Origin of the sequence: Amycolatopsis granulosa (assembly GCF_011758745.1) — a bacterium.
Taxonomy (GTDB): domain Bacteria; phylum Actinomycetota; class Actinomycetes; order Mycobacteriales; family Pseudonocardiaceae; genus Amycolatopsis_E; species Amycolatopsis_E granulosa.
Genome location: NZ_JAANOV010000001.1, coordinates 4287633 through 4303464, shown reverse-complemented (window position 1 = coordinate 4303464; position 15832 = coordinate 4287633). Strand labels below are relative to the sequence as shown.

General features: G+C 72.7%; 14 protein-coding genes. 5 read left to right on the top strand and 9 right to left on the bottom strand.

The window, feature by feature from the left end:
• Nucleotides 1-325: 325 nt before the first annotated feature.
• On the top strand, nucleotides 326-988 hold the full coding sequence (locus tag FHX45_RS21160) for a ComF family protein (RefSeq protein WP_167104771.1): 663 nt from the start codon (nucleotides 326-328) through the stop codon (nucleotides 986-988).
• Nucleotides 989-1316: 328 nt separating this feature from the next.
• Here the strand turns inward: FHX45_RS21160 and FHX45_RS21155 are convergent, their stop codons facing one another.
• Complete coding sequence (locus tag FHX45_RS21155) at nucleotides 1317-2213, bottom strand: MurR/RpiR family transcriptional regulator (protein WP_167109276.1); 897 nt, start codon at nucleotides 2211-2213, stop codon at nucleotides 1317-1319.
• A gap of 168 nt (nucleotides 2214-2381) precedes the next feature.
• Between FHX45_RS21155 and FHX45_RS21150 the strand changes: the two genes are divergently transcribed.
• Genes FHX45_RS21150 through FHX45_RS21140 form a run of 3 tightly spaced genes read left to right on the top strand, consistent with a single transcriptional unit; the run spans nucleotide 2382 to nucleotide 5415 of the window.
• Nucleotides 2382-3773: an MFS transporter gene (locus FHX45_RS21150; protein WP_167104768.1), complete on the top strand. Its 1392-nt coding sequence runs from the start codon at nucleotides 2382-2384 to the stop codon at nucleotides 3771-3773.
• Nucleotides 3770-4204 (top strand): GAF domain-containing protein, encoded by a 435-nt coding sequence (locus tag FHX45_RS21145; protein ID WP_167104766.1) that lies wholly within the window; start codon nucleotides 3770-3772, stop codon nucleotides 4202-4204. The genes FHX45_RS21150 and FHX45_RS21145 overlap by 4 nt, the downstream gene beginning before the upstream one ends.
• On the top strand, nucleotides 4201-5415 hold the full coding sequence (locus FHX45_RS21140; RefSeq protein WP_167104763.1) for a metal-dependent hydrolase family protein: 1215 nt from the start codon (nucleotides 4201-4203) through the stop codon (nucleotides 5413-5415). Before FHX45_RS21145 ends, FHX45_RS21140 begins: the two co-directional genes overlap by 4 nt.
• 25 nt (nucleotides 5416-5440) lie before the next feature.
• Here the strand turns inward: FHX45_RS21140 and FHX45_RS21135 are convergent, their stop codons facing one another.
• The 7 genes from FHX45_RS21135 to ahcY all read right to left on the bottom strand — a co-directional run bounded on the left by FHX45_RS21135 (nucleotide 5441) and on the right by ahcY (nucleotide 12569).
• Complete coding sequence (locus FHX45_RS21135) at nucleotides 5441-7186, bottom strand: LpqB family beta-propeller domain-containing protein (RefSeq protein WP_167104760.1); 1746 nt, start codon at nucleotides 7184-7186, stop codon at nucleotides 5441-5443.
• Nucleotides 7183-8877 carry an MtrAB system histidine kinase MtrB gene (gene mtrB / locus FHX45_RS21130; protein ID WP_208406029.1) on the bottom strand — a complete coding sequence of 565 codons (1695 nt, stop codon included), beginning with the start codon at nucleotides 8875-8877 and terminating at the stop codon, nucleotides 7183-7185. The genes FHX45_RS21135 and mtrB overlap by 4 nt, the downstream gene beginning before the upstream one ends.
• Nucleotides 8878-8884: 7 nt before the next feature.
• Nucleotides 8885-9562, bottom strand: coding sequence for an MtrAB system response regulator MtrA (mtrA, locus tag FHX45_RS21125; protein WP_167104757.1), 678 nt, complete (start codon nucleotides 9560-9562; stop codon nucleotides 8885-8887).
• 74 nt (nucleotides 9563-9636) lie between these two features.
• Nucleotides 9637-10284 (bottom strand): dTMP kinase, encoded by a 648-nt coding sequence (locus FHX45_RS21120; protein ID WP_167104754.1) that lies wholly within the window; start codon nucleotides 10282-10284, stop codon nucleotides 9637-9639.
• A 23-nt stretch (nucleotides 10285-10307) separates the two neighbouring features.
• A complete protein-coding gene (locus FHX45_RS21115) occupies nucleotides 10308-10751 on the bottom strand; it encodes a type II toxin-antitoxin system VapC family toxin (protein WP_341771555.1) in 444 nt (147 codons plus the stop codon).
• Complete coding sequence (locus tag FHX45_RS21110) at nucleotides 10748-11038, bottom strand: toxin-antitoxin system HicB family antitoxin (protein WP_167104748.1); 291 nt, start codon at nucleotides 11036-11038, stop codon at nucleotides 10748-10750. Before FHX45_RS21110 ends, FHX45_RS21115 begins: the two co-directional genes overlap by 4 nt.
• A gap of 58 nt (nucleotides 11039-11096) precedes the next feature.
• On the bottom strand, nucleotides 11097-12569 hold the full coding sequence (gene ahcY / locus FHX45_RS21105) for an adenosylhomocysteinase (RefSeq protein ID WP_167104745.1): 1473 nt from the start codon (nucleotides 12567-12569) through the stop codon (nucleotides 11097-11099).
• 85 nt (nucleotides 12570-12654) lie between these two features.
• Between ahcY and FHX45_RS21100 the strand changes: the two genes are divergently transcribed.
• A complete protein-coding gene (locus FHX45_RS21100; protein WP_167104743.1) occupies nucleotides 12655-14961 on the top strand; it encodes a hypothetical protein in 2307 nt (768 codons plus the stop codon).
• Here the strand turns inward: FHX45_RS21100 and FHX45_RS21095 are convergent.
• Entirely contained in the window at nucleotides 14950-15822 is an 873-nt protein-coding gene (locus tag FHX45_RS21095) for a hypothetical protein (protein ID WP_167104740.1), read from the bottom strand. The two genes, FHX45_RS21100 and FHX45_RS21095, sit on opposite strands and share 12 nt — an antisense overlap.
• Nucleotides 15823-15832: the final 10 nt, after the last annotated feature.

Sequence of the window (15832 nt, the reverse complement as noted above, 5' to 3'; positions counted from 1 at the left end):
GCACCAGGCTGGTTTTCACCTTGACATTCCGGCGTTATCCGGCGTGCCGGTCCCTGGGTGACGGGACACCGCGACAGCCGCAGCACTCCCCTGGGTGTTTGCGGGCGACCCGCTCCGGCGTTCCAGGGCCTCATGTCCGGACAACGGCCGCGGACTCACTCGCGTTCCCGGGAAGATGCGCCCGGATGGGTGACAGGCTTCGGACGGTGTCCGGCGGCTAGATCCGAGCCCGAGCGGTAGGCCGCTGCTCCATCTGATCTAAACGAGCGGCACCCCGGCCGGCCGGACACCCGAAACTGTCGGTGCCCGTCCGCACACTCTTCGCATGAACCTCGGATCGCTCTCCCTGGACCTGCTCCTGCCCGCCCGGTGCGCAGGCTGCGGCGCGGCCGGCGCCGCCTGCTGCACGGCCTGCCTGCTGGAACTGGCCCGGCCGCACCCGGCGCCCCGCGCGGCGGTCGACGTGCCCGTGCACGCGCTGGCCCGCTACGACGGCACCGCGCGCCGCCTGGTGCTGGCCTACAAGGAACGCGGCCGGCGCGACCTGGCGGATCCGCTGGGCCGCGCGCTGGCCACCGCCGTGCTCCACCTGCCGGAGGCCCGAGCGGCGCCGGACGGGACGTGGTGGCTGGTGCCCGCGCCGTCGCGCCGAGCGGCATCGCGGCGGCGTGGCGGGGCGCACCTTCAGCGGCTGGCCCGGCGCTGCGCCGTCCACCTCGCCCGGGCCGGTCACGCGGCGGCGGTCGCCCCGGCGCTGGCGCTGTCGTCCCGCGCCCGGGACGCGGTGGGCCTCGACCGCGACCAGCGAGCCGCGAACCTCGCCGGCCGGCTCCGGCTCGACCTCCGCGGCCACCCACCGTCCGGCAGCCCCGTCGTCCTGCTCGACGACGTGATCACCACCGGCGCGACGATCGCCGCCTGCACCCGGACGCTCGCCGGAGCGGGATGGGAGGTGAGCGCAGCGCTGGTGCTGACCGCGGCGGGCTGATCACCGCACCCCGCCCGGCGCTCGCTTCGCCGTTGGTGGCGGGCACCGGAGAGATCCGCGCGGGCTTGGCCGTGTGCCGAACGCCTGGGCAAACCTCGGCCGAGGCCACGCGCGGACCGCGGACCCAGGCTGCGGAGAGCTGCGCCCGGTTCAGCGGCGCCCAGGCCACCCAGGCCCGGACCCGGGCCCCGCACGCCCGCACCCGCCAGTCAGTCCGAACGCGACCGCACCCGAACGACCGCACGCAGCCGGGCCGGGACGGCCGACCCACCCCGGCGCAGCCCTGCTCGGTTCGGCGCAACACCACTCAGCAAGGCCGACGCTCGAGTCAGGGCTCGCCCGGCCCCTCGCCGCCCAGGCCCGCCCCGGCCGATCCGGACTCGGTCCGCCCCCGGGCGGCCGAGCCGGTGGGGCGGCGGTGGAGCAGCTCGAACCGGGACCACATGGCCTCGGCGGCCTCGATGGACCGGTTCGTGCGCACGGGGTCGACCGCGGCGAGCTGCGCCACGATCGCCTGGACCAGCGCCATCCCGGCGGTCAACGACGGAAAGAAGGTGACGCCCTCGGCCGGAACCATCAGCACCCGCTCCGCGGCACCCGCCAGCGCCGGGCTCGCGGCATCGCTGATCGCGAACACCCGCGCACCCCGGGAGTGCGCCTCGTTCGCGGCGCGCACCGTGCTCTCGTACAGCCGCCAGAAGCTGATCGCCACCAGGACGTCGTCCCCGGTGATCTTCGCCGTGGCGTTCGCCAGTTCGGCGTCCCCCGCGGTGACCGCGTGGACGTCGTAGCCGGCCAGGCGCGCATTGTGGGCGAAGGCGATCCCGACGGCGGCGTAGCTGCCGTCGGCGATGACGGTCGTCCGGCGGGCCGCAGCCACGGCCTCGGCCACGGCCCGCACCTCGGCCTCGTCGAACCGCCGGTTCACCAGTGCCAGGCTGTCCAGATCCCGCCGCAACGACGCGGACGCCGGCGACCCCGCGCTGTGGTGCTCCTCGGCGACCTGCGGCGCGCTCAGCGACGACAGGTACCGGGCCCGCAGCTCCTGTTGCAACGCGGGCCACCCGGCGAACCCGAGCGCCTGCGCCGTCCGGGTCACGGTCGCGACGTTCACGCCCGCGAGACGGGCCAGGTCACCCGTCGAACCGAACGAAGCCTGCCGGGGCTGCGAGACCAGCACGTCGACCACCGCCGCCGACTTGGGCCGCAACCCCCGCGCCGGCATCCGCTCGCGCAGCCACTCCTCGAAACCCTCGTCCGCCACCGCACGCCCTCCTGCCGCGCTCACCGTATCCCACGGCCTCGTGTCACAGACATGCAAAGCGTATTGCAGTTGCGCCGATTTGCAGTTTATGTTGACCGAACCATTCCCCTCCTCGACGGAAGGCGTGTCATGACCCTCCTGGCACGACTCGACCGGCTCCCGCTGAGCCGGCCGCACTACCTCCTCCTCCTGATCGGCGGCCTCGGCTACACCTTCGACGGCATGGACTCCGCCGTCGTCGCGTTCCTCCTGCCCAGCGCGAAGACCGTCTGGGGCCTGACCAACGGCCAGCTCGGCCTCATCGGCTCGGCCACCCCGTTCGGGTTCCTCTTCGGCGCGATCGCGGCCGGGCTGCTCGGCGACCGCATCGGCCGCAAGAAGGTCATGATGTACGCACTCGCCTTCTACGCGCTCTTCTCCGTGGTGGCCGCGTTCGCCCCCAACTACGAGGTCTTCCTGGGCGCACGGGTCCTCGCCGGGGCCGGCGCGGGCGCGGAGAGCGCGATCATCGCGCCGTTCCTGTCCGAGTTCGTGCCGGCCAAGCGGCGCGGCTGGTTCGTCGGCGCCCTCGCCGGGTTCTTCTCCTTCGGGTTCGTGGCGGCGGCGCTCCTCGGCCGGTTCGTGGTGTCCGCCCTGCCCGAAGGCTGGCGGATCGCGCAGGTGCTCACGGCACTGCCGATCGTGCTGCTGCTGTGGTGGCGCCGCTCACTGCCCGAGTCACCGCGGTTCCTGCTCACCCAGGGCCGCCGGGACGAGGCCGAACGCGTGGTGGCGAAGATCGAGCGGGACGTCGAGAGGGCGACCGGCCGGCCGCTGCCGCCGGTCCCGGAATCGGTGACCGAACCACTGACCAGGACCCCGAAGGTCGGACTGCTCACCGCACTGAAATTCCTGTGGAGCCGCAAGATGGCCCGCCGCACCGCGGTCATCTGGGCGGTGTGGTTCGTGATCACGTTCTCGTACTACGGCTTCTTCTCGTGGATCCCGACACTGCTGATCGAACGCGGCATCACGGTGACCAAGAGCTTCGAGTTCTCGATCATCATCTACCTCGCCCAGGTGCCGGGGTACTTCTCCGCGGCCTGGCTGTCCGAGCGGCTGGACCGCAAGCACACCATCGCGCTGTACCTGACCGGCTCGGCGGTGAGCGCGTTCTGGCTCAGCCAGATGAACGCGCCGTGGTCGATCACGCTCGCCGGCGCCGTGCTGTCCTTCTTCCTCAACGGCACCTACGCGGGCGTCTACTCCTACACCCCCGAGGTGTTCCCGACCTGGATCCGTGCCACCGGCACCGGACTGTCGAGCGCGTTCGGCCGCGTCGGCAGCATCCTCGCCCCGACGATCATCGGCGTGTTCGCGGCGAGCCTCGGTTTCGCCGGCGTGTTCGGCCTGACCACCGCGGTGCTCGCGATCGGGGTGCTGTGCGTGCTGGTGTTCGGCCTGTCCACGGCCGGGCGCTCGCTGGAGGAACTGACCGAGAACGGCGCTCCCGTCGCCGCCACCAAGGAGATGACCACGTGACCGACCTGTCCGAAGTGGAATCGAAGGTGTCCGCGGCGATCGGGGTCCGGCTGTTCACCGTGCTCGCCTGGATCCCGGAGCGCCGCGCGATGCGCCGCGTGTACAGCAGTCACCCGGAGCAGTACCCGGTGGGCGGCGAGAAGACCGTCGAGATCGCCGCCGGCTGGCTCGAGCAGTGCATCGAGAAACAACAGCCCTACCTGGGCGCGGACCGGGAGGCGGTGCGTGCGGTGTTCGCCGACGCCGAGCTGATCGGCTCACTCGGCTGCGGCGCGGTGATCAACGTGCCCGTGGTCGACGACGGCCGCACGCTGGGCGCGCTGAACATCCTCGACGCGGAAGGCAGTTACGACGACACGTCGGTGGCCGCAGCGGTGGAGCTGGCGCCGCTGGCCGTTCCGGCCCTGCGGAAGGTGGTGGACGCCCGATGAGCGGCGACCTGGTGCTGCGCAACGCGACCCTGCTCGACCCGGAGACCGGCGAGTACAGCGAGGGCGATCTGCGGTGCGCGGACGGGCGGATCGTGGAGACCGGCCGCGGCCTGGCCGCCGGCGACGGCCGGGTCGAGGACGTGCGCGGCGCCGTGGTGATGCCAGGTCTGATCGACGCGCACGTGCACGTCACCGCATCGACCGCGGACCTGGGGTCGCTGCCGTCCACCGCACCGTCCTACGTGGCCCTGCGCAGCGCGCGGACCATGAGCCGGATGCTGGCCCGCGGGTTCACCACGGTCCGGGACGCCTCCGGCGCCGACTACGGCCTGGCCGACGCGCAGGCGGAGGGCCTGTTCCGCGGGCCGCGGCTGCTGTTCTGCGGGCGGGCGCTGAGCCAGACCGGCGGCCACGGCGACAACCGCAACCGCGGCACCCGCGTGCACGACGACCACCCGTGCTGCGCCGGCCTCGGCCGGATCGCCGACGGTGTGGACGCGGTGCGCGAGGCCGCGCGCGACGAGCTGCGCAAGGGTGCGCACCACATCAAGGTGATGGCCTCCGGCGGGGTCGCCTCGCCCACCGATCGCATCGACTCGACCCAGTACTCGGCGGACGAGCTGCGGGCCATCGTGGAGGAGGCGGAGGCGGCGAACCGGTACGTCGCCGCCCACGCCTACACGGCACGGGCCGTCAACCGGGCGCTGGAGCTGGGGGTGCGGTCGATCGAGCACGGCAACCTGATCGACGATCGCAGTGTGGAGCTCTTCCGCGAGCACGACGCGTTCCTGGTGCCGACGCTGGTGACGTACTGGGCGCTCAAGCAGGAGGGCCGCGAGTTCGGGTTGCCGGAGGCGAGCTGGCGCAAGGTCGACGAGGTGCTCGGCGCCGGGCTGGCGGCGCTGGAACGGGCCGCGCGCGGCGGCGTGCGGATCGTGTACGGCACCGACCTGCTGGGCGGGATGCACCGGCACCAGAACCATGAGTTCCGCCTGCGGGCCGAGGTGCAGCCGCCGCTGGAGATCATCCGGTCCGCCACCACGGTCGCCGCCGAGCTGGTGAACCTGGCGGGCGAGATCGGCACGCTCCGGCCGGGTGCGCACGCCGACCTGCTGGTGGTCGACGGTGACCCGCTCGCCGACGTCGGCGTGCTGGCCGAGCCCGGGCGCTTCCGGTACGTCGTGCAGAGCGGCGAGGTCGTCGCGGGCTGAGCGCCGGCCGTGCTACCCGTGCTGCTCAGCCCGGGTAGAACGGCGACGCGTTGCCGCCGAAGCTGTGCGGGTGCGGCCGCCACACCTCGCCCACGTCGGCAGCGGTCCACAATCCACCGTCGTCCGCCACGACGATCGACCGGCCGGGCGCGGCGGTGATCGCGTGCACCGGCAGCGTCAGGTTGGAGATGTTGAACGGGTCCAGCCGCAGGCCGTCGATCGGGATCTTCACCACCGGTTGCGACGGCATGGTCGTCGCGGCGACCAGTGTGTCCTGGCTGAGCCAGTCCACGTCCACCACACCGCCGAGCGTGCCGCCCTGCAGGATCCGCGGCGCACGCAGCGTCACCGAGTCCTGGGCACGCACCACCGACGCCACCAGCAGCTGACCGCCGGCCACCACCGCGGCCCGCGCGCCGTCCCGGGACAACCGGAGCACGCTGATCGCCCCGACCTGCAGGATCTCGTCGGCGTTGACCACCTGCGGCACCCAGCCGCCGTCCGGTGTGCGCAGCGTCCGCACCACCGTCTGCCCGTCCACGACGGTCCACACCTCGCCGGAACCGTCCGCGGTCGCGGTCGGCCGCCAGGTCGGCCGGGTCATCGTCGCGCCGGCCAGGTCCACCGGGGCCGCGTCCTTGCCGAACGGGCCGACCCGCAACCGCTGCCGCCCGTCGGCGAACTCCACGATCGCCAGCTGCTTGCCGTCGATCGACTGCGCCGCGCTGGCCACCTGGTACCCGCCGCTCTGGCCGGCCGGGCCGGCGATCAGCGATCCGTCGCCCAGCGAGCGCACCCGGCCGTTCACCGTCAGCAGTCCCGGCTGGTCCGCGCTCGGCGAGGCCAGCGTGGTGTAGGACGGCAGGTCACTCGGCACCCAGTCCTCGTGCCCGTCCACCAGCGGCGCGCCGTCGGACAGCAGCCGCACCCGGTTCGTCGTCACCGACTGCAACGACAGCACGATCTGCGCCGCGATCAACCGCCGCACGTCCGCCGTCTGGTCCGCCACCCCGGTCAGCGGCACCACCAGCGCGCCATCCGGCGCGGTCGTCACGTTGCCCTCGGTGTTCGCGCCCTCGGGGAGGAGGTTCCGCACCGCGCCGACCAGGCTCGTCGACGGTCCGGCGAGCAGCAACCCCACCACGCGCCCGGCCAGGCCGGACTGCGGTTTCCCGGCCACGTACCGCAGGTCCGGCACCACCGTGTTCGAGTCCTGCGCGAAGAAGAACGCCTGCACCCGCACGTAGTTCGCGGTGAAGTCGCTGTAGGGCATCACCAGGTTCGGTGGCGGGTTGGTGACCCGCCACTGCCCGTCCGACTGACGCCGCACCAGCAGCTTCAGCTCCACCGGCGCCCGTAGCGAGATGAACGCGCCGTCCTCGCGCAGCGAACCCACGCTCACGCCGCGCAACACGACGTTGACCTCGTTCGGGTTGGCCGTGGTGTCGGCGCCCGTCGCCGGCACGGTCGCGAACACGTCGTCGATGATCGTGATGACCTTGCCCGGGGTCCACGCCTTGCCGGCCGCGTCGTCGAGGTACATGCGGGCGGCCGCGTTGTTGCTGATCGGCTGGGCGCTCGCCCGCACGAAATCGCGGACGACGGTCAGCGCGTCCAGGTCCTTCGCCGGCTGCGGCACGTCCGGGTTGACCGGCTGCCCCAGCTCCTGCTGCGGAACGGCGACCGGTTGCGATTCCTCGGGCACGTTCGCGCAGCCCACCGCGAACACCAGGCAGGACAGCAACGCGCACAGTCGCGCCAGGAGCTTCACGCGTCCTCCTTGCGCATCTCACCTATCGTGAGCGTGTACTCGGTGGGCAGGCCGATCTGCAGGTGCCCGTTGGTGGCCGGGGCGTCGTCGGGCACCAGCGGCAGCGGGCTCTCCTCGATCGGCTCGCCCTGGGTGCGCGGCAGCGTCAGGCGGAAGCACGCACCGTGCCCGGGCGCACCCCACGCTTCCAGCTGCCCGCCGTGCAGCCGGGCGTCCTCGTGGCTGATCGCCAGCCCCAGCCCGGTGCCGCCGGTGCGGCGGTTGCGGGACGGGTCGGCGCGCCAGAACCGGTTGAACACCAGATCGGCCTCACCCGGGCGCAGGCCGACACCGTGGTCCCGGACCGTGATCGCGACCGCGTGCTCGTTCGCGGCCAGCGTGAGCCGGATCGGGTTGCCCTCGCTGTGGTCGACCGCGTTGGCCAGCAGGTTGCGCAGGATCCGCTCGACGCGCCGCGCGTCGATCTCGGCGAGCGTCTCCTCCTCCGGCAGGTCCAGCTCGATCTCGGTCTCGGCGTTGCCCGCGATGACCCGCACCTGCTCGACCGCCCGGCGGGCGATGGAGGAGACGTCGATGAACTCGGCCGCCAGCTCCTCCACCCCGGCGTCCAGCCTGCTGATCTCCAGCAGGTCGCCGAGCAGCGCCTCGAACCGGTCCAGCTCGTCGACCAGCAGCTCGGTGGACCGCGCCAGCCCGGCCGGGAACTGCTCGCGCGAGGCGTGCAGCACGTCCGCGGCCATCCGGACGGTGGTCAGCGGGGTGCGCAGCTCGTGCGAGACGTCCGAGGTGAACCGGCGCTGCAGCGTGCCGAACTCCTCCAGCTGCCGGATCTGGTGCTGGATGCTCGCGGCCATCTCGTTGTACGACACGGCCAGCTTGGACAGGTCGTCCTCGCCGGTGACCGGCAGGCGCTCGTCCAGCTCACCCCCGGCGAACCGGGCCGCGGCGGCCGCCGCCTGCCGCACCGGGCGCACCACCTGCCGGGTGACCAGGTTCGTGATGCCGGCCAGCAGCACGAGCAGCACGAGACCACCCACCAGCAGCGTGTTCTGCACGGTCTGGACGGTGTTCTGCTCCGCGGTCATCGGGAACAGCAGGTACAGCTGGACGGGACGACCGGTGCTGGTGACCGGGGCGCCGACGATCAGGTGCGTGGTGCGGGTGCCGTCCGGGTCGGTGTCGGTGTTGATCTGCCAGGCGACCTGGTTGCTCTCCACGAACCGTTGCAGGCCCTCGGGCACCTTGGTGATGGGTCCGGCGGAGTCGGTGGAGTCGTCGCCGCCCGCGGTCAGCACGGGTTCGAACGCGCCGGCCGCCGACGCGGCCGTGCCCTGGTCCTCCGAGGAACTGCTGGTGATCTTCTTCAGGGCGTTCTGCAGCCGGTCGGCCAGCGCGTCCTGGTCGCTGATGCCAATCAGCTCGTTCTCGGCCGTGCGCACGACCTGCAGGGTCTGCGCGACGGCGGCCTGCCGTTTGGTGTCGGTGAGGCGCTGGGTGATCTGGTTCTGCAGCACCATGCCCAGGACCAGCCCGACCGCCGAGGACAACGCGAGCGTCGAGACGGTCACCTTGAACTGCAGCGACCGCCGCCACAACACGCCGAACGCGACCACACGGCCGCGCAGGTAGGCGCCCGCGCGGGGGGCCAGCCGCAGCACCGCGCGGACGAAGGCCGGAACTCTTCGCTTCATGTGACTGTTACGGCGGACCCGCCTTGTAGCCGACGCCGCGGACGGTCAGGACGACCTCGGGGTGCTCGGGGTCCTTCTCGACCTTCGAGCGCAACCGCTGGACGTGCACGTTGACCAGGCGGGTGTCGGCCGCGTGCCGGTACCCCCACACCTGCTCGAGCAGGACCTCGCGGGTGAACACCTGGCGCGGTTTCCGGGCCAGGGCGACCAGCAGGTCGAACTCCAGCGGGGTGAGCGGGATGGCCTTGCCGTCCCGGGTCACCTCGTGGCCGGGCACGTCGATGGCCAGGTCACCGATGGTGAGCGTCTCGGCGGGCTCGGCCTCGGTGCGCCGCAGCCGCGCCCGCACGCGCGCGACGAGCTCCTTCGGCTTGAACGGCTTGACCACGTAGTCGTCGGCGCCGGACTCCAGGCCCAGCACGATGTCGACCGTGTCGCTCTTCGCGGTGAGCATGACGATCGGCACACCCGACTCGGCCCGGATCGCCTTGCAGACGTCGATGCCGTTCATGCCGGGCAGCATCAGGTCGAGCAGCACGAGATCGGGCTTGAGCTCCCGCAGCGCGGGGAGCGCCCGGGAGCCGTCCGCCACCACCGCGGTGTCGAACCCCTCGCCGCGCAGCACGATGGTGAGCATCTCCGCAAGAGCGGGGTCGTCGTCGACGACCAACACACGTGCCTTCATGACCACATATTCGCACTACGGAGACCGTTCGTGACGCGCGACCCTGCGAACGCCCCGGGAAGTGACCAGGCACGTTAGCCCGGATGGACCAGCCGGGCGACGAGCTCGGCGTGGTCGACACCCGCCGCGCCGTCCACCACGTGCCAACCGGACAACCACGACATCGCCGCCAGCTCGTCGTAGACCGCGGCGCAGCGGGCCTGCAGATCGTCGTCGGACTCGAACGCGTCCTTGGCACGGCCGGCGTCGGCGGAGGCGCGCCGGTCGGCCCGCTCGGCGGCCACGGCGGGCGGGACGCGCAGCAGGATCTGGGCGTCCGGCAGCGGCAGCCCGAACCGGTCGATCTCGATCTCCCGCACCCAGCGCACGAACGCGCCGTCGGCGTGCTGCCGGAGGCGGGCCGCGCCGTAGGCGGCGTTGGAGGCGACGTACCGGTCCAGCAGGACGACGTCGTGGGCGGCCAGGTCGCGGCGGATGTCGCCGGCCGCGCCCCGGCGGTCGAGGGCGTAGAGCAGGCCCATGCCGTAGACGGAGTCGGTGAGGTCGCCGTGGCGGCGGTGCAGGCCCTCGCGTACCAGGTCGGCGTGGACGCTGCGGCCGTAGCGCGGGAACGCGTGCGTGGCGACCGTGCGGCCCTGGTCGTGCAGTGCCTTGGTGAGGCCGTCGGTCAGCGTGCGCTTGCCCGCGCCGTCCAGCCCCTCGATGACCACCAGCCGTCCCACGGGCACAGGCTATCCGGCGGTGGTCAGCGCACCTCCAGGCCGTGCGCCTTGGCGGCCTCGGCCTGGCGCTGGTCGCGGGTCACCATCACGACGGGCTCGCCACCGGTGAGAGCCGCGGTGTCGGTCAAGGCAACCGCGAGGTGAATCGCCTCGAGGGTCCGCAACGGATGGTTCTCGGTCACCAGCCGCCGCGCCGCGGGCAGGATCCGCGCGGGTGCCAGCGGGATCATGCCCAGCAACCCGTTCCGGGCGTCCTCGTCGAACTGGTTCAGGAACTGACGTCCATCCGGGATGCGGCCCACCCGCTTGGCGGCTGTCATCGCGCTGGCGAACTCGACCCGCGTGAGCTCGCTCGTCAGCACCCGGCACCGTCCGGACAACAGCAACTCCCGGAGTCCGGCGTGATCGGGCTCGTCCGCCAGGTACGCGCCGACGGCGGCGCTCGTGTCCGCGTAGAGGACGGTCACCACTCACCACGCGTACAGTCCAGCGCTTCGCTCACCGCGGTACCCCAGCCTGCCGAAATGCGCTCGAGTTCGTCGTGTCCCGGCGCGGGTCCGTCGGGTTCGAACGCGACGAGCCGGCCGTCGGCCATCAGCCGCCGGTGCCACTCCTGCGGCGTTTCTTCGTGCCCGACCCCGGCGCGAAGCCACTCGGTGGCGAGCTCGTTGACGCTCCGCCCCTCCACCTCCGCCCGCGCCTTCAACCGGGCGTGCAGCTCCCGGTCGATGCGAAGGATCAGCTGCTGTTTCACCCCGTGATGCTATCACAGGATGAAACCGATGATAGCACCACGGAGCGGCCGGGCGGGGTCAGTAGCGGTAGTGCTCCGACTTGAACGGGCCCTCGACGTCGACGTCGATGTACTCGGCCTGGTCCTTGGTCAGCTTGGTCAGCTCCCCGCCCAGTGCCTGCAGGTGGATGCGGGCCACCTTCTCGTCCAGCTTCTTGGGCAGGCGGTAGACCTCGTTGTCGTACTCCTCGTGCTTGGTGAACAACTCGACCTGCGCGATGACCTGGTTGGAGAAGCTGTTGGACATCACGAAGCTCGGGTGCCCGGTCGCGTTGCCCAGGTTCAGCAGCCGGCCCTCGCTCAGCACGATGATCGAGTGGCCGTCCGGGAACACCCACTCGTCGACCTGCGGCTTGATGTTGATGCGCCGGACACCGGGATAGCGGGCGAGCCCGGCCATGTCGATCTCGTTGTCGAAGTGGCCGATGTTGCCCACGATCGTCTGGTGCTTCATGCGGGCCATGTGCTCGGCCATCACCACGTCCTTGTTGCCGGTCGTGGTGATCACGATGTCGGCTTCCGGCAGCGCGTTCTCCAGCGTCTTGACCTGGTAGCCGTCCATGGCCGCCTGCAGTGCGCAGATCGGGTCGATCTCGGTGACGATCACCCGCGCGCCCTGCCCGGACAGCGACTCCGCCGCGCCCTTGCCGACGTCGCCGTAGCCGCAGACCACCGCGACCTTGCCGCCGATCAGCACGTCGGTGCCGCGGTTGATGCCGTCGATCAGCGAGTGCCGGATGCCGTAGCGGTTGTCGAACTTGGACTTCGTCACCGAGTCGTTGACGTTGATCGCCGGGAACAGCAGGTCACCGGCCGCCGCCAGCTGGTACAGCCGCAGCACGCCGGTGGTGGTCTCCTCGGTCACGCCGCGGACGCCCTGGCCGATGCGCGTCCACTTCTGCCCGTCGGCGGCCAGCGACTCCCGGAGCAGCCCGAGCACGACCTTCCACTCGTCGGAGTCGTTGTCGTCGGGTTGCGGCACCACCCCGGCGGCCTCGTACTGGGTGCCCTTGTGCACCAGCATCGTCGCGTCGCCGCCGTCGTCGAGGATCATGTTGGGACCAGCACCGTCCCAGGTCAGCATGCGCTCGGTGCACCACCAGTACTCCTCCAGCGTCTCGCCCTTCCAGGCGAACACCGGCACCCCCTGCGGCGCCTCCGGCGTCCCGTGCGGGCCGACCACGACGGCCGCCGCCGCGTGGTCCTGGGTGGAGAAGATGTTGCAGGAGGCCCAGCGCACCTCCGCCCCGAGCGCCACCAGGGTCTCGATGAGCACCGCCGTCTGCACGGTCATGTGCAGCGAGCCCGACACCCGCGCCCCGCGCAGCGGGTACGCCTCCGCGTACTCACGGCGCAGCGCCATCAGCCCCGGCATCTCGTGCTCGGCCAGCCGGATCTCCTTGCGGCCGAATTCGGCCAGCTCGAGATCCGCGACGGCGAATTCCACCCCGTTGCGGGTGTCGTGCCACTTCGCAACGCTTTCGGGGGTCATAGCGGCATTTCCTCCAACGATCGACTCCACCTGAACAGTACCGTTGTCCGTTCATCGCGGAACACCCGGAAAAGGAGACAGCCACGTGCCGCTTCCTGGTCCCGACACCCGAGTGGTCGAACTACGCGTACCCGGCCTGTCCGGCACAACCGGCGAGGACCTGCTGGACGCGGCCGGCACGGTGGAGGTCGCCGGGGACGGGGTGGGCCGGGTCGTCCGCCCCGCCGACCGGCTGCGGCGCCCGGCGCCCGGCCCGGTGCTGCCGGCGCTCGGCCGCTCGGTGCCCCGCACGCTGGAGGGTTACCTGTGGGGCGGCATGACCTCCGGTGGCGCGGCGAAGGCCACGTGGGCGTTGCTCTTCCCGTTCTCGCTGGCCAACGTGGCGCACTGGATGCTACCGCCGGTGCCGGACGGCAGCCGCACCGCCGCCGTGCTGGGCGCGCTCTGCCGGGGTGTGCTGCGCATCGCCGCGCTGGTGCTGACGATGCTGCTCGTCGCGCAGATCGCGGTCGTCACGCTCGACCTGTTCGCCGCCCAGTGCCTGGCGCCCGGCCGGCACTGCCTGCCCGGGCTGCCGGACCGGCTGCGGGACGTCGGGCAGCTCCGGCTGACCGCCGGGCTGGTTCCGGTCGCCGCGGTGGTCTTCGTGCTGCACCGGGTGTCCGGGACGAACTGGACCGTCCGCGCGCACCCGCCACCCCCGCCCGGCGACGCGCTCCCGGGCGACGTCCTGCGCGGCGACACGGATTCGCCCGTGCTGCGGTGCGTGCACGCGGTCGCCGCGCTGGGCACGGTGGTCCTGGTCGCCGTGGGCGGCCCGCTGGACGTGCCGGCCGACGTCCCCGGGCGGCTGCTCTGGGCCGCCGCGCTGGTGCTGACCGGCGTCGCGCTGGTCACCTCGGCGTCCGGCGCGCGGCACCTGCCGCGGTGGGCACGCGCCGGGCTGCTGTCCGTGGCGGTCGCGCTGCTGGTCGCGACCGCCGTCCGGGGCGGGGTGCCGGCCGGGTCGGACCCGGCCGTGGAAGCCATCGGCGCGGCCCTGCTCGGCGCGTGGCTGCTGTTCGCGCTGCTGCTGATCCCGGCGGCGCTGCTGGCCCGCCGCACCTGGCGGGAGTTGCCCACTCGGCTGCGCCCGTGGGCCGGCGGCTGGGCGGCCGCGCCCGTGCTGGCGCTCGCCGTGCTGCTCGGCGGCGGGTTCGGGGCAGGGCTGGCGATCGGGCTGCGGCGGCTGGCCGGGGCCGGCGACCTCCGCCTGCCGGACAGCTACCGCCTGGTGACCGCGCTGTGGGGCGGCGGCCTGGTGCTGGCGGTAGTGCTCGGCGTGCTCGGGTTCGCCGTCGGGGTGCCGCTGCGGCGCCGCGCACGCGGGGTGCCGGAGATCGTGCGGATGCTCCAGTCGCCGCCGGACGAGCGGGCCGCGGCCGCCGCGTGGGCGCGGTCGGCCTGGGAACGACGGCACCTGCACCACCTCGCGCTCGGGGTCGTCGCCGGGCTGTCGCTGGGCGCGGCCGCGCTCCTGGTCGCCCGGTACGGCTTCCACACGCTGCCGGGCTGGCTCGACCCGTTGTCCGCGGCCGGGGTGCTCGGGCTCGGCTTCCTGGCCGTGGGGCTGCTGCGCGTGGTCTACACCGCGGCGACCAAGCCGGGCCGCAACCGGCACCTCGGCGCACTGGCGGATCTGGTGTGCTTCTGGCCGCGCGCGGCGCACCCAGCGATCCCGCCGTGCTACGCGCTGAAGGTGGTGCCGGACCTAGCGGCCCGCGCGCGGGAGCACCTGGCCGAGCCGAACACGCGGGTCGTACTGAGCGGGGAGAAGCTGGGCAGCGTGCTGACGGTGATCGCGGCCGCGCGGCTGGTGCACACCCTGTCGCCGGCCGACCGCGAACGCGTGGGCCTGCTCAGCGCCGGGTCACCCTTGCAGTGGGGATACCAGCGCGCGTTCCCGGCCGTCCTGCCGCACAGCGCCCTCACCGCGCTGCACGAGTCGCTGGGGGGCCGGTGGCGCGGGCTGGCCCGCGGGACGGACATCTTCGGCGGTGGCGTCACGACCTGGCGGCACCGGGTGGACGGCGGCAAGCTGACCGGCGAAGGCTTCCTGCCCGAGGGCGGCTGGGGCGCGCTCCCACCGGCGGCCCAGGGCGCGACCGGTGCGCTGGTGCTCGGCGGTGACCACTGGCTCCCCGATCCGGTGCACCCGTCCCCGGGCGCGCACCGGTGGCGCGCCGGGGTGCTCGGGCAGGCGGACTACCTGGTGGATCCGGAGTGGGACCAGGCGGTGGCGATCGCCGCCGGCCTGGAGACGCCCGGCCGGCCTGCTGGCGACGAGGCGGAGCAGGTCCCGCTGTTCCCCGATTTGCCCCGGTTCCACCTGAAGGCTCCGTCAGCCGGGTAGCGGGAACGTGTAGAGCCGTACCGCGAGCTCTCGCGACCCGGGTGCCGGGGCGGGGCGCATCCGGCAGTACCGGGCCACCAGGTCCTGGTACTCCGCCTCCAGACGGCGCAGCTCCGGTTCGGTCAACCAGGCCTGGCCCCGCCAGGCCGTGGCCCACGAGCCGAACTCGTCCCGGTTGCGCGCGGCCCAGGACAGCAGTTCGAGCTCACGGTCGTACTTGGCCTCGAGGTACTCGGTGACCTGCTGCTGGTGGGTCCCGGTGAATTCCGCGGGCCGCGGCTCCCTCGTGTTCTGCGGGAGCGCGTGCCACCGGCCGTCCCACCGCCGCCGGACGTACCCGGCTTCGGTCAGCACGGCGACGCGCACGACTGCCTCGGCACCGAGGCGGCGCGTCAGTTCGCCCGCGGTGGCGGGCAGCTCGCGCAGCACCCGCTCGTAGCCCGGGTCGCTGCGGATCTCGATGTCGCGGAGCGTGAGCGGGCGCGGCCGCATGTCGCCGCTCAGCAGCTTGCGCGCGGTCAGCACGAGCAGCACGGCGATCGGCAGCTCGGCGCACAGGGCGAGCGCCAGGCTCGCGGTCCGGTCGGCGGACGCCCAGTCGAGCACGACGTCGAACCAGGCGTCACACACCAGCAGGGCCGCGGTGGCCGCCAGCAGCGGCACCGCCGCCCGGTGCCGGCGCAGCCCCAGCCAGGTGGCGGCGGCGAAACACCACACCAGCGCCACGTCGAACCCCACCCACGCCACCCGCCACTGCGCGGTGTCGAACTGGTCGGGCAACGTGTTGGCGAGGTAGAGGACCCAGGGCACCAGGCAGACCGCCGCAGCCCCCAGGAAGACGAGTAGCAATCTCCGGATCACCGGCCCGACG

What these genes read in the sequence shown, in the direction of transcription:
- mtrA (WP_167104757.1), bottom strand. Translation starts at nt 9,562, where the DNA reads ATGAAGGCACGTGTGTTGGTCGTCGACGACGACCCCGCTCTTGCGGAG.
- mtrB (WP_208406029.1), bottom strand. Translation starts at nt 8,877, where the DNA reads ATGAAGCGAAGAGTTCCGGCCTTCGTCCGCGCGGTGCTGCGGCTGGCC.
- ahcY (WP_167104745.1), bottom strand. Translation starts at nt 12,569, where the DNA reads ATGACCCCCGAAAGCGTTGCGAAGTGGCACGACACCCGCAACGGGGTG.
- FHX45_RS21155 (WP_167109276.1), bottom strand. Translation starts at nt 2,213, where the DNA reads ATGCCGGCGCGGGGGTTGCGGCCCAAGTCGGCGGCGGTGGTCGACGTG.
- FHX45_RS21140 (WP_167104763.1), top strand. Translation starts at nt 4,201, where the DNA reads ATGAGCGGCGACCTGGTGCTGCGCAACGCGACCCTGCTCGACCCGGAG.
- FHX45_RS21150 (WP_167104768.1), top strand. Translation starts at nt 2,382, where the DNA reads ATGACCCTCCTGGCACGACTCGACCGGCTCCCGCTGAGCCGGCCGCAC.
- FHX45_RS21160 (WP_167104771.1), top strand. Translation starts at nt 326, where the DNA reads ATGAACCTCGGATCGCTCTCCCTGGACCTGCTCCTGCCCGCCCGGTGC.